The following is a 12,692-nucleotide window of genomic DNA, read 5'->3' as shown; positions in this document are numbered from 1 at the left end:
CGGTCCGGGAATGCGGCCGCGTGTCCCGGGTGTGGTTCACCGCCGTGGTTCAGCGGCGTCCTATCTCGCCCACGCGGTGGCCGTGGTCGCGCCACACGGCGACCAGCGACGGACGGGGCTGGGAGTCACCGCCGTCCGGCCAGTGCGAACCGGGGTCGGACGGGCCGGAACCGTTCTCGCCCGGGTGCTGGACGCACACGGTCACGATGTCGTCGGTGATGATCGGACCGCAGGTCTCGGCGCCGTTGGGCACCGTCAGGAACTGCTTGACGTGCCCCCGCTCCGGTCCCGTGACCGGCACGGCGAACAGCCCGTCGTGCGAGCCGAGCTCGTTGCCGTCCGTGGAGACCCAGAGGTTGCCGTGCCGGTCGAACGCCACGTTGTCGGGGCAGGAGATCGGGCTCACCTGATCGTCGAAACCGCCGAAGTAGGTGCCCGCGTCCTCGGGGTCGCCGCAGACCAGCAACAGGCCCCAGGACATGCCGGTCGACGTCGGATCGTCGTGGTTCTCGCGGATCTCCAGCACGTGACCGTGCTTGTTGCCGATCCGGGGATTGATCTCGTCGACCGGTGCGTGCCCCGCCGCGCCTCGGTTGGAGTTGTTGGTCAGCGCGCAGTAGACCCGCCCGTTGGAGGGATTCGGCTCGATGTCCTCGGGGCGGTCCATCTTGGTCGCCCCCACCTTGTCGGCCGCGAGACGGGTGAACACGTAGACCTCCTCGGCCGTGAAGCCGGGAACGTGCGAGGTGTCGCCCGTGGCCAACGGCAGCCACTCACCGGAGCCGTCGAACTCGCCGTCGGAGGGCAGCTCGCCGCTGCCGTCGATCTCCGAGGCGGGGCTGTCACCGGAGAATCGCGCCACGTACAGGGTGCCGTGATCCAGCAGCGACATGTTGTGCCTGCGGGCGTGGGCGCTGCGGCCGTTCTTCATCCTGCCGCTGGAGACGAACTTGTAGATGTAGTCGAACCGCTCGTCGTCACCCATGTAGGCGACTACCCGGCCGTCGTCCGCGGTGCGGATCGTGGCGCCCTCGTGCTTGAAGCGTCCCAGCGCGGTGTGCTTCACCGGTGTCGAGTTCGGGTCGTGCGGATCCACCTCGACCACCCAGCCGAACCGGTTGGACTCGTTCGGCTCCCTGCTCGCGTCCCAGCGCTTCTCGAAGCGCTCCCACTTGCGGGTGCTGCTGCCGGTACCCAGTCCGTAGCGGCGCATCCGCTCCCTGGTCTCCGGGTCGCTCACCTGATCGGCGTGCGCGAAGTACTGGTGGAAGTTCTCCTCACCGGAGAGCACCGTTCCCCACGGGGTGACGCCTCCGGCGCAGTTGTTCTGGGTGCCCAGCACCCGGGTGCCGCTCGGGTCCTCGGAGGTCTTGAGCAACTCGCTCCCGGCGGCGGGGCCACGCAGCTCGAACTCGGTCCGCAGCGTGATCCGCCTGCTGTACCAGCTCGGCAGCGGGCTGAGACCGCCGCGTGCCGGGTCGCGCCGGACCAGCAGGACGGACATCCCGTGCGCGGCCCAGGCGGTCCGCACCTGCTGCTCGGTGGGGTTGTCCGGGTCGTAGTCGGCGAACATGTGGGTTTCGGTGGTGTACTCGTGGTTGACCACCAGCAGGTTGTGGATTCCCGCCCGATCCAGTGGAATCAGCCCGGCGAAGTCGTTGTTGTAGCCGAACTGGGTCTGCTGGGCCTCGGGGGTCTGGTTCCAGAAGTCGAATTCGGGCGCCGAGTGCAGTACCGGGTCTCCCCACCGGATGACCACCTGCTGCTCGTAGCCGTCGGGGATGACCACCCTGTCCTGGGTGTTCGGCGGTACCGGATCGAAGTCGGTGCCGACGGCCGCGGCGCCCGAGTCGTTCCCGTGACCGTTCCCCCGGCCGGGACTCGCCGCTGCCGTGCCCACGGCCGTGGCGGTCGCCCCCGCCGCCACGGACAGCACCGCACCGGCTCGCAGCGCGCCCCGTCTGTTCACGACCCCTCGCACCAGGTCGCCGAAGTAGCTGTTGTCCGATTCGTTCGGTGCGTCGTGTGCGCAGGCGTTCCCGCAGCGGTATTCGCAGGTCACCGCGGAGCGGCCGGCGGAGTGGTGGTCCAGCAGCGGTAGCGGGAGCACGCGTGGTTCGGCTGAGTTGGCGGACATTTCCTGCCTTTCCACAGCTTTTGTCAGTGGGACGGGCCGACACTATGCGCGGCAGGCGATGTCTCAGCTGACTGAACGTGAACGGCAGGGAAATTCGTGACGGTGGGTCGAATCCGGCTGCTGCACAACGGTGAAATCGTTATCCCACGATCGGATGCCGGACAGCACGATGGCGACCGAGCGTTTCCACTTTCGACACTGTTCCCGCTCGGTGTGCTCGGTGACACTCACGATGGGTCGACTCGTTCGTGCCCGGGCGTGCCGCCGAACTCCGCTGTGGACGCCGAGGGGACTGTGGATGCCGAGGGGCCCGTTGCCCCGTCCGGCCACCCCGGCTCGGGTGCGGTCAGAACTCCTCGCCGACCACCGCTGCCTCCTCCGGCACCCGGTGCGGATCGGTACCGCGCGAGCGCAGCCCCGCCGCGAGCAGCCCGGCCGCGAGCAGGCAGGCCACCGCGCCCGCCGCGAACGGCGCCCTCGGCCAGTCCAGCCAGGTGGCGATGTGGCTGACCAGCGTCGCGGCCAGCGCCCCGCCGAGCCAGCGGCAGAAGTTGTACCCCGCGCTGGCCACCGGGCGCGGTGCCTTGCTGACGCTCATGGCGCTGCCCGTGAACAGCGTGTTGAGCAGTCCCGACACCAGACCGCTGACCACGATGCCCGCGATCAGCACGGCCTTGCTGTCGATGGTCATGATCAGCAGCAGCGCCGCGTACAGCGACACGGCCAGTACCGTGCCGCCCAGTTCGCCGAACCTGTCGGCGATCTTCGGGGCCAGCGTGACACCGGCGAACGCCACGCACACACCCCAGCCGAAGAACACCAGCCCCACGGCGATCGCGCCGTACTCCAGCACGAACGGGGACCACGCCAGTACGGTGAAGAAGGCCGCGGTGTACAGCGCCGAGCCCACCGAGGTGCGCAGCAGCGCGCCGTGCCGCAGGGCACGCAGCGGGTCGAGCAGCTTGACCGGCTCACCGCGCTTGCCGGTGTCGGAGGGCAGGAAGCCCACGGCCAGGATCAGCGCGATGGCCATCAGCACGGCGGTTCCGGCGAACGGTCCCCGCCAGGAGATGTTCCCGAGCAGTGCGCCGAGCAGTGGACCGGTGGACAGGCCGATGCCGAGTGCGGCCTCGTAGAGCAGGATCGCGGCCCGTTGGCCGCCGCTGGCCGCGCCGACGATCACCGACAGCGCCGTGGCGATGAACAGGGCGTTGCCCAGGCCCCAGACCGCGCGCAGCGCCACCAGCTGCACGACCGTACCGGCCAGCGCGCAGGCCAGAGTGGCCAGCACGATCAGCACCAGACCGCTGACCACGGTGCGCTTGGCACCGAACCGCGCGCTGAACGTGCCGGTGATCAGCATGGCCACCACCTGGACCCCCAGGTAGGACGAGAACAGCAGGGTCACCTGCTCCGGACCCGCGTCGAGCGCTTCGGCTATGGAACGCAGGATCGGATCGACGAGACCGATGCCCATGAAGGCGATCACGGCCGCGAACGCGGTGATCCAGACGGCCTTGGGCTGTCCCTTGAACACCTCGCGCAATCGGGTGGCTTCGGACCCGCTCATGGACGCGCGCTCCTCTTGTGGACGAAGTATTTCGTTAGAAATGCTAACTTTCGACTCGTGAGCTGCCCATCCGACATGAGCAAGCTCACCGCACGAGCCGGGACCTCGCTCGGGCCATACCATCGACGGCGTGTGCGACGGTAGCGATGGCGTGACCGCGGTGTTGTTCGATCTCGACGGTGTGCTGGTCGATTCCGAGCACCTCTGGGACCGCATACGGCGCGAGGTCACCGAGCAGCACGGCGGCCGGTGGGCCGATGGTGCGAGTGAACGCATGATGGGGATGAGCACTCCGGAATGGGCCGAGTACCTCGTCACCGGGTTGGGCGTTCGACTGTCCTCCGAAGAGGTGGCCGAGACGGTCATCGACCGGATGGCCCAGCACTACGCCACGGAGCCACCGACGCTGCCGGGGGCCGTCGAGACGGTTCGGACCGTGGCCGAGCGGTATCCGGTCGCCATCGCCAGTTCCGCCCCGCCGCGCATCATCGGTGCGTTCCTGGAAACCGGTGGACTCACGGACGTGGTGCGCCGCACCGTCTCCAGCGAGCAGGTGGGAGCGGGCAAGCCCGCCCCGGACGTCTACCTGCGCGCGGCCGACGAGCTGGGAGTGGACGCGCGCCGGTGTGTGGCGGTGGAGGACTCCTCCAACGGGCTGCGTTCGGCGGCGGCTTCCGGTGCCACCGTGGTCGCCGTGCCGAATCCGCACTTTCCGCCCGCCGGGGACGCGTTGCGACTGGCCGAACGGCGACTGGAACGCATCGACGAGCTGCCCGGGGTGCTCACCGAACTGTCCGCTTGAGAGGCCGCTCGGGATCCGGCGGTGCCGCACGATCGGCGGTCCCCTCGATTGCTTCCAGGCCGATCGGTCGTGGATGCTGGTGACGTGCGTATCAGGGAGGCGACGGCCGACGACTGGCCCGCGATCTGGCGGTTCATGCGTGACATAGTCTCGGCGGGCGAGACCTTCTGCTGGGAGCGGGACACCACCGAACCGAGCGCTCGCGCGGGGTGGATGCGACAGCCACCGGGGCGGACCGTGGTGGCCATCGACGACGAGGGATCCGTGGTCGGAACCGCCGAGACTCATCCCAACCACGCCGGGCCGGGCGCGCACGTGGCCAACGCGGGCTTCATGGTCGACCCTGCCCACGCCGGACGCGGTTACGGTCGTGCGCTGGGAGAGCACGTGGTCGAGCAGGCCCGCGCCGACGGCTACTCGGCGATGCAGTTCAACGCGGTGGTGGAGACCAACACCGGTGCGGTGGCGCTGTGGCGCTCCCTGGGCTTCGAGATCCTGGCAACGGTGCCGGAGGCCTTCGAGCACCCCGAGAAGGGGTTCGTGGGACTGCACATCATGCACCGCGCGCTTTGAGCGGAGCTCCGGCTCGGTTTCCGTGGGTGGCGATTTCGCGAGAAATCGACGCGCGACAGTGTCGAGAACGGCGCGCCGGCTCCGTCCCCGGGGCACGATCGGAGCAACCGGTCGTCCGACGGAGAAGGAGCTCATCGTGAAGTACCTGCTGCTCAAGCACTACCGAGGTGGCCCGGAATCGGTCATGGACCACCCGCCGATGGATCAGTGGAATCCGGAGGAGGTCGACGCGCACATCCAGTACATGAAGGACTTCGCAGCCCGCCTGGAGGAGAACGGCGAGTTCGTGGACTCGCAGGCCCTGACTCCCGGGGGAACCTTCGTGCGATACGACGGTGCGGGACAACCACCGGTGACCGACGGTCCGTTCGCCGAGACGAAGGACCTCATCGCGGGGTGGATGGTCATCGACGTGGAGTCCTGGGATCGCGCGGTCGAGCTGGCCGGCGAGCTGTCGGCGGCTCCCGGGGTCGGCGGCGAGCCGATCCACGAGTGGATCGAAGTACGGCCCTTCCTCACCGAGCCACCCACGGTGACCGAGTGAACGGAACACCGCTGCGGGAACTCGTCCCCGCCGTGATCGGCGTTCTCGTCCGTCGCGGCGCCGACTTCGCCTCGGCCGAGGACGCCGTGCAGGAGGCCCTTGTCCGGGCGCTCGAAGCCGGGCCGGAGGAGCGGCCACGCGACCCGAAAGCGTGGCTGATCTCGGTCGCCTGGCGCAAGTTCCTCGACTCCGCCCGGGCCGAGAGGACCCGGCGCGGGCGTGAACTGGCGGTGGCGGCCGAACCAACCGGCGGCTCCGTGCCCGCGACGGACGACACGCTGCGCCTGTACTTCCTGTGCGCGCATCCCGCTCTGTCCCCGAACTCGGCGGTCGCGCTGACCCTGCGCGCGGTCGGCGGCCTGACCACCAGGCAGATCGCGACGGCGTATCTGGTTCCGGAAGCGACGATGGCCCAGCGGATCAGCCGGGCCAAACGCCGCATCGCCGGGGTCGGATTCGAGGAGCCCGGCGACGCGGCGACCGTGCTGCGAGTGCTCTACCTCGTGTTCAACGAGGGATACAGCGGGGATGTCGACCTGGCCGCCGAGGCGATCCGGCTCGCCCGCCAACTCGTCGCCCTCTCCGACGAGCCCGAAGCGGCCGGATTGCTCGCGCTCATGCTGCTGCACCACGCCCGCCGGGCGTCTCGCACCGGAACCGGTGGTCGCCTGGTGCCGCTGGCCGAGCAGGACCGCTCGCTCTGGGACTCCGAGATGATCGCCGAAGGAGTGACGATCCTGCGGAGCGCGCTGGCCCGCGACCGGCTCGGCGAGTACCAGGCCCAGGCCGCGATCGCCGCCCTGCACGCCGACGCCCGCACCGCCTCCGAGACGGACTGGGCGCAGATCGTGGAATGGTACGACGAACTGCTGCGCCTCACCGGCAGCCCGATCGTGCGGCTCAACCGTGCCGTGGCGGTCGGCGAAGCCGACGGGGCGCGGGCCGGTCTCGCCGCGCTCGCCGACATCGACCCCACCCTGCCCCGGTACACCGCCGTGGCGGCACACCTCCACGAAAAGGCGGGCACTCTCGGCCACGCCGCCAAGCTGTACGCCGAAGCCGCCCACGCCGCCACCAACCTGGCCGAACGCGACCACCTCACCCGTGAAGCAGCACGCGTGCGGCACCGGGCACGGACCTCGTGGCCGGGTCGCGAGGACTGACGCCCTACTCCTGGGCCATGTCCACGAACCGGCTGTAGTGCAGCTGGTGCGCCACGGTCACGGTCTCGGTGGGACCGGCACGGTGCTTGGCGAGGATCAGATCCGCCTCACCCATCCGGGGGTCGTCCCGCTCGAACGCGTCGGGCCGGTGGATCAGGATCACCATGTCGGCGTCCTGCTCCAGGCTGTTGTGCATGACCACCGAGTTCGCCACGAAGTTGTGCGTGTCGGCCACCGTCGCGTCGTAGACCGGCTGCTCACCGAGCGAGGTGATCTCGACGATCTCGTCCCAGCACACGTCGTCCGAGGGCGCTCCGTCCGGGGACACATCGTTCCGGCGCGATCCGTCGTCGGCGACCGCTCGTGCCCGCCGATCGGCGGGGAGCGTGCCAACCCCTCCGGCGACCGCCCCCGGCTCGAAGGACACACCGGTTCGGGCGACCGGTGCGGGCGCCGTGCTCGCGCTCTCCCGACTCGCGACCCCCTGGTTCCCGACCTCCGGTCCGGCGATCTCACGGGCGAAGCGCAGCCGACTGTCGAGCCCGTCCAGCAGCACCTCCCAGCGGTCCGGTTCCGCTTCCGGGGAGGGACGACGTAGGCGGGAGTGGACGGTGAACCGCGAGAGCAGCAGTTGGAGCCCGTCGGCCAGCGCGCGGCCGGTCACCACGCATCCCCCCTGCCCGACCGGGAGGCCGTCGGCGTCCGGCGTCTCCGTACCGGTGATCCCCCAGATGTGCCGCAGGAAGACGGCCAGCCGCTCCCGCGGCAGTGCGAACACCCGGCGCGGCACGTCGCCGCTGTCGAGCGCCGACCGTGCCAGCGAGACCACTTCGGACTCCGAGACCGGTTCCGCGCCGAGCGGTTCCGGAATCCGCCCCGGCACCCCGACGTGGGTTCCCTCGGCCAATTCGCCGAGCGGGGTCCAGCCCCACGGGGTCAGCATCGGGTGGTTGGCGGTGGCCTCGATCTCGCGACCGGACGCCAGCACGACGCGGAACGCCTCCTTGACGCCGCTGCTGAACACGTTCGTGATCGGTCGCGCGACCATCCGTCGCCGGTCGTCCACCGACCACACCAGCGGACGCTGCCCCTCGGCCATCAGCTCGTCGAAGGTGATCTCCGAACCGTCGTCGGCCCGCAGCAGCCGTGTCCCCCCGGTCAGACAGCCCGACTCACGCAGGTCGGACAGCTGCGGCTTGCGGTCGTTGCGCTGTTCCGGACCACGGTTGAGCTGCGAGATCGCCACCACCGGGATCTCCAGTTCCTTGGCGAGCAGCTTGAGGCTCCGGGAGAACTCCGAGACCTCCTGCTGTCGGGACTCGACCCGCTTGCCCGAGGTCATCAGCTGCATGTAGTCGACCACGATCAGCCCGATGTCGTTGCGCTGCTTCAGGCGCCGCGCCTTCGCGCGGATCTCCATCATCGTCAGGTTGGGCGAGTCGTCGATGAACAGCGGCGCTTCGTTGATCTCGCTCATCCGGCGCGCGAGACGGGTCCAGTCCTCGTCGGTCATCCGGCCACCGCGCATGTCGCCGAGTCGGATCCGCGCCTCGGCGGAGAGCATGCGCATCACGATCTCGGTGCGGCCCATCTCCAGCGAGAAGATGACGCTGCCGAGCCCGTTCCTGATCGAGGCGGCACGGGCGAAGTCCAGCCCGAGCGTGGAGTTGTGGGTCGGGATCATCGACCGGCTCGCGAGGTAGAGCCGATCGGGCGAGTCGACCTCCACGCACCGCACCGGGACGCTCGCGGTGCGCCGCACGGCCCTGATCCCCCGTGCGCGACGCTCACCGCCCCGCTTCCGCTTGTGCTGGTCGTCGAGTTCGGTGCGTCGGAAGATCTGGTCCTCGCCGCTGTCGAAGACGACGAGAGTGGTGATCTCGTCGCCCGAGTCCGGGTCCACGGTGGCGGTGCACGGGTATCCCAGGGTGAGGACGAGCTCGCGAACCCGCACCGAAAGGGATTCGCGCACTCGCAGCAGCACGCGGCCGTCCTCACCCACGCTGCCCGCCGCGTCCGCGAGCCCCGCCAGCAGCGAGCGCCGTTGCTGCTGACTCCCGCGCAGGTATTCGGCGGGTACCTCGGCCTCGTGCCGAATTCCCAGCTCGGCCAACTCGGCGGCGGTTTCCTCGTCGAGCACGACCCCGTCGTTCACGCGTACCGGGCCGTCCGGTTCCAGGTTGGCCAGTACGTCCTCGGCCACCCCGGACAGTTCGCCCGCCTTGTCACCCGCCGCCAGCCACACTCCCAGCAGGTAGGGCGCGATCGGCAGATCCCGCTGTGCCAGCGAGAACGGCCCGTGGTCGGGCAGCTCGACGTCCATCCGGTTACCGAGCCTGTCGCGGAGTCCGGCCGTGGTGCACACGGTGCCGTCCCGCAGGCTCCACTGGTGCTGCTCGTCGGCGACCACCAGCGTGCCGTCCGAGAACTCGATCTCGTAGCAGTCGCGACCGTGCATCACCTCGGTGGCCGCGGTCACCCGGACCGGTCTGCCGTCCGCGCCGAGCAGCGTGTCCCCCACGGAAACCGCGCCCATGGTGGTCCAGCCCTCCGGAGTGGGCAGCGGTGTGTGCAGCGCCAGTGCCTTGCCAACACCGGGGCGCGCCGCGACGATGATCATCTGTCCCGGGTGCAGCCCGTTGGTCACGCCGTCCAGATCCACGAAACCGGTCGGGATCCCCTCCGACTCGCCGCCGCGCGAGGCGATGGCGTCGATCTCGTCCATCGTCGGCTGCAGCAGCTCTTCGAGCGCGACGTAGTCCTCGCTGGTGCGCCGTTCGGTCACGTCGTAGACAGCGGCCTGCGCGCGGTCCACGACCTCCTCGATCGCGGCACCCTCGGCACCGTTGTAGCCGTACTGGACGATCCTGGTACCCGCCTCGACCAGCCTGCGCAGTACCGCCTTCTCCGAGACGATCTCGGCGTAGTAGTTGGCGTTGGCCGCGGTGGGGACCGTCCGGAGCAGCGTGTGGATGTAGGCGCCGCCGCCGACCTTGCCGAGCTCGTTGCGCCGTTCCAGCGCGGCCGAGACCGTGACCGCGTCGGCGGGTTCACCCCGTCCGTACAGATCGAGAACGCACTCGTATATCACGTGGTGTGCGGGACGGTAGAAGTCCTGTGGCTGGAGTACCTCGACGACGTTGGCGATGGCGTCCTTGCTCAACATCATCCCGCCGAGCACCGACTGCTCGGCGGCCACGTCCTGCGGTGGTTGCCGTTCGAAGCCCGCGCCGGGGTCACCATCGTTCTCGTCGGGGGGCGGTTCCGCTCCGCGCTCGTCAGCCAACGCCACGGCTTACTGCCACCTCCTGGACGCAGAGTCCGGCCCCGAGGCACGGGCCGAGTTCCGACATACGCGTCACCGTGCCGACCCGTTGGGGTCGCCGGGTCACGAGTCGTCGCGGCAAATAATCGCGGAGACATCGACAGCGCCCGGTTGGTCGCGCCCCGGCGTGTCGCGGGTGCGTGCTGTCATGTCCGTGATCTCGAAGGTGCCCACATCTTACGTGACCCGGTTCGGCACCGAGCCGATTCGAAGGGGCTGTGGAAAAGTCGGGGGACAACTGGCCGAGCGGAATGAGACACACGTGTCCACCCGACGACGCGCGTTGTGGACAAACTGGGGACAACTCTGTCGTAGCAGTTGTTTTCGCAGCGCACTTCGCAACGAAAGCCCTGTGGACAGGTTGTGGACAGCTTGTCCGTCCGTGACGGATGCGAAACGTCCGTCCCCAACCGGTGTGCTACCGGTGCGGAAAAACGGTGTAGGAACGGAACCGAGCCGGTTCCGCGCGGCCTGCGTACGCCACCGCCGCGCGGAACCGCGGTGAGTGATTCAGCCGCCCGGGGTGACCTCGACGTGCATCGAGGCGTAGACGTCGGGGTGCAACCGCACGCCGACGGCCATCTTGCCCAGCGACTTGACGTTGCCCTTCAGTTCCACCGAACGCTTGTCCAGGCTGGGGCCACCCGCCTGACGCACGGCCGAGACCACGTCGGACTCGGTGATCGAACCGAACAGCTTGCCCTTCTTGGAAACCTTCTTGGAAAGCCGCACCATGCCCATGTTCTGCAGCTGTTCCTGCAGCTCCCGGGCGTGCTCCAGGTTGCGGACCCTGCGGTTCTCCTGCGAGCGACGGATGGTCTCGACCTGCTTCTGCGCACCCTTGGTGGCCAGGATGGCCATGTTCTGCGGCAGCAGGTAGTTACGGGCGTAGCCGTCACGTACCTCGACAACGTCACCCGAGGCGCCGAGACCGCTCACGTCCGAGGTCAGAATGATCTTCACGGCGTGTCTCCTTTCAAAGCCGAACCGAGGTCACCCCGGCCCCGTCGCCGACCGGCACCGAAGAGCCGGCCGCTTTCCCGTGTGTGACCGAGCGTGCGACCGAGTTCCCGAATCCGGGCAGCGAGGTCGCGCCCTGACGGTCCGGGTCTCCGTCGTGAATCGTGCACACGTGGGAGCGCGGGGCGGTGGCGAGAATCCCGGTTTTACCGGGCGGTCGAGGTGTACGGCAGCAGCGCCATCTCGCGGGCGTTCTTGACCGCGATGGCGACGTCCCGCTGGTGCTGACTGCAGTTGCCGGTCACACGCCGTGCCCGGATCTTGCCGCGATCCGAGATGTACTTGCGCAGCAGCCCGGTGTCCTTGTAATCGATACTCAGTGCGTTCTGGTCGTCACAGAAGGCGCAGACCTTCTTCTTCGGCTTGCGCACGGGCGCCTTGGCCATGTGCTTGCTCCTTCGAAGCGAGCGAGAACTCCGTAATGGACTTTTGGTTCGGCCGCGCGGTGGGCACGACTCCGGGGCGCACCGGCCACGGCCGGTCGATTCCCGGGCGTCGAAAACGCCGCGGCCACGGCGGGACGGTTCGCCCGGTCACCGGGTGACCGTGCTCGTCCCGCCCGGATCAGAAAGGTGGCTCGTCGCTGAAACCGCCGCCGGAACCGGCCGGGGGTGCCGAACTCCAGGGATCCTCTCCACCGGAGCCGCCACCTGAGCCACCGCCGCGGCTGATCTTGTTGACCTTCGCCGTGGCATAGCGCAGCGAGGGGCCGACCTCGTCGACCTCCATCTCGACCACGGTGCGCTTCTCGCCTTCCTTCGTCTCGAAGGAGCGTTGGCGCAACCGTCCCTGCACCACCACGCGCATACCCCGGGTGAGCGTTTCGGCGACGTTCTCCGCGGCCTGCCGCCAGATGTTGCAACGCAGGAAGAGGGCCTCGCCGTCCTTCCACTCACCCGCCTGGCGGTCGTAGAACCGCGGCGTGGACGCGACGGTGAAGTTCGCCACCGCCGCGCCGGAGGGAGTGAAGCGCAGTTCCGGATCGGCTGTCAGGTTGCCGACCACTGTGGTTACGGTTTCACCGGCCATCGCCTGTGGACTCCGTCTCTGTGCTGAGGTCGGATGGCTGTGCAGCTCGTGGCACGGCGATCAGGCAGAGGTCTCGGCCTTGCCGCGGCTCGCCGCCTTGGCGCTGGCGCGGGCCAGACGGGCCTCCTTGCGCGGCTGCACGATCTTGCGCAGCATCTTGGTGCGCAGCACGTTCTCGCTCAGGTTGAGCTGGCGATCGAGCTCGTTGACCGAAGCCGACTCGGAGTTCAGATCCACTACGACGTAGATGCCCTCGGAGCGCTTGTCGATCTCGTAGGCCAGCCTGTTGCGGCCCCAGACGTTGATGTTCTCGATGCTGCCACCGTCGTTGCGGATGACCTTGAGGTAGTTCTCCAGGGACGAGGCGACATTCCGCTCGTCCAGGCTCGGGTCAAGAATGACCATGAGCTCGTAATGACGCATAACGACCACTCACCTCCTGTGGACTTACGGCCGCGGACTCTCCGCGGCAGGAGGGTCGCCAATGCCGGGCGATCCGGCACAGCGTAGCAATCCGGCGAATCGGCCG

Annotated in this window: 11 protein-coding genes; 4 read left to right on the top strand and 7 right to left on the bottom strand. The window is 68.9% G+C overall.

All coding sequences use genetic code 11. From position 1 onward, the window contains the following. Positions 1 to 49: 49 nt before the first annotated feature. Complete coding sequence (locus tag BM394_RS10285) at positions 50 to 2,137, bottom strand: PhoX family protein (protein ID WP_092977141.1); 2,088 nt, start codon at positions 2,135 to 2,137, stop codon at positions 50 to 52. Between the two features lie 346 nt (positions 2,138 to 2,483). Further along, positions 2,484 to 3,707: an MFS transporter gene (locus tag BM394_RS10280; protein WP_092977139.1), complete on the bottom strand. Its 1,224-nt coding sequence runs from the start codon at positions 3,705 to 3,707 to the stop codon at positions 2,484 to 2,486. A gap of 151 nt (positions 3,708 to 3,858) precedes the next feature. Here BM394_RS10280 and BM394_RS10275 point away from each other — a divergent pair, with 151 nt between their 5' ends. The 4 genes from BM394_RS10275 to BM394_RS10260 all read left to right on the top strand — a co-directional run bounded on the left by BM394_RS10275 (position 3,859) and on the right by BM394_RS10260 (position 6,789). Further along, complete coding sequence (locus BM394_RS10275) at positions 3,859 to 4,509, top strand: HAD-IA family hydrolase (protein ID WP_092977260.1); 651 nt, start codon at positions 3,859 to 3,861, stop codon at positions 4,507 to 4,509. Between the two features lie 84 nt (positions 4,510 to 4,593). Next, the gene (locus tag BM394_RS10270) at positions 4,594 to 5,082 is read left to right on the top strand and encodes a GNAT family N-acetyltransferase (protein WP_175530046.1); all 489 of its coding nucleotides are present in this window, start codon (positions 4,594 to 4,596) and stop codon (positions 5,080 to 5,082) included. A 136-nt stretch (positions 5,083 to 5,218) separates the two neighbouring features. Beyond that, complete coding sequence (locus BM394_RS10265; protein ID WP_092977258.1) at positions 5,219 to 5,626, top strand: YciI family protein; 408 nt, start codon at positions 5,219 to 5,221, stop codon at positions 5,624 to 5,626. Continuing rightward, on the top strand, positions 5,623 to 6,789 hold the full coding sequence (locus BM394_RS10260; protein ID WP_092977135.1) for an RNA polymerase sigma factor: 1,167 nt from the start codon (positions 5,623 to 5,625) through the stop codon (positions 6,787 to 6,789). The genes BM394_RS10265 and BM394_RS10260 overlap by 4 nt, the downstream gene beginning before the upstream one ends. A 4-nt stretch (positions 6,790 to 6,793) precedes the next feature. Here the strand turns inward: BM394_RS10260 and dnaB are convergent, their stop codons facing one another. From dnaB to rpsF, 5 genes are all read right to left on the bottom strand, one after another. Continuing rightward, the gene (gene dnaB, locus BM394_RS10255; protein WP_092977133.1) at positions 6,794 to 10,081 is read right to left on the bottom strand and encodes a replicative DNA helicase; all 3,288 of its coding nucleotides are present in this window, start codon (positions 10,079 to 10,081) and stop codon (positions 6,794 to 6,796) included. Between the two features lie 543 nt (positions 10,082 to 10,624). Beyond that, complete coding sequence (gene rplI, locus BM394_RS10250) at positions 10,625 to 11,077, bottom strand: 50S ribosomal protein L9 (RefSeq protein ID WP_092626635.1); 453 nt, start codon at positions 11,075 to 11,077, stop codon at positions 10,625 to 10,627. Positions 11,078 to 11,280: 203 nt separating this feature from the next. Then, complete coding sequence (rpsR, locus tag BM394_RS10245; RefSeq protein ID WP_092928741.1) at positions 11,281 to 11,520, bottom strand: 30S ribosomal protein S18; 240 nt, start codon at positions 11,518 to 11,520, stop codon at positions 11,281 to 11,283. Between the two features lie 178 nt (positions 11,521 to 11,698). Further along, positions 11,699 to 12,163, bottom strand: a complete 465-nt coding sequence (locus BM394_RS10240; protein WP_092977131.1) for a single-stranded DNA-binding protein — start codon at positions 12,161 to 12,163, stop codon at positions 11,699 to 11,701. Positions 12,164 to 12,223: 60 nt separating this feature from the next. After that, on the bottom strand, positions 12,224 to 12,586 hold the full coding sequence (gene rpsF, locus BM394_RS10235; protein WP_092977129.1) for a 30S ribosomal protein S6: 363 nt from the start codon (positions 12,584 to 12,586) through the stop codon (positions 12,224 to 12,226). Positions 12,587 to 12,692 lie beyond the last annotated feature (106 nt).

The sequence above is a fragment of the Actinopolyspora lacussalsi subsp. righensis genome (assembly GCF_900116555.1).
GTDB lineage: Bacteria > Actinomycetota > Actinomycetes > Mycobacteriales > Pseudonocardiaceae > Actinopolyspora > Actinopolyspora lacussalsi.
This window is presented reverse-complemented; position numbering and strand designations above follow the sequence as displayed.

Excerpts from the sequence above, each read along its gene's own strand:
- BM394_RS10285 (WP_092977141.1), bottom strand. The coding sequence starts at position 2,137 with ATGTCCGCCAACTCAGCCGAACCACGCGTGCTCCCGCTACCGCTGCTG.
- BM394_RS10280 (WP_092977139.1), bottom strand. The coding sequence starts at position 3,707 with ATGAGCGGGTCCGAAGCCACCCGATTGCGCGAGGTGTTCAAGGGACAG.
- rpsR (WP_092928741.1), bottom strand. The coding sequence starts at position 11,520 with ATGGCCAAGGCGCCCGTGCGCAAGCCGAAGAAGAAGGTCTGCGCCTTC.
- BM394_RS10240 (WP_092977131.1), bottom strand. The coding sequence starts at position 12,163 with ATGGCCGGTGAAACCGTAACCACAGTGGTCGGCAACCTGACAGCCGAT.
- rpsF (WP_092977129.1), bottom strand. The coding sequence starts at position 12,586 with ATGCGTCATTACGAGCTCATGGTCATTCTTGACCCGAGCCTGGACGAG.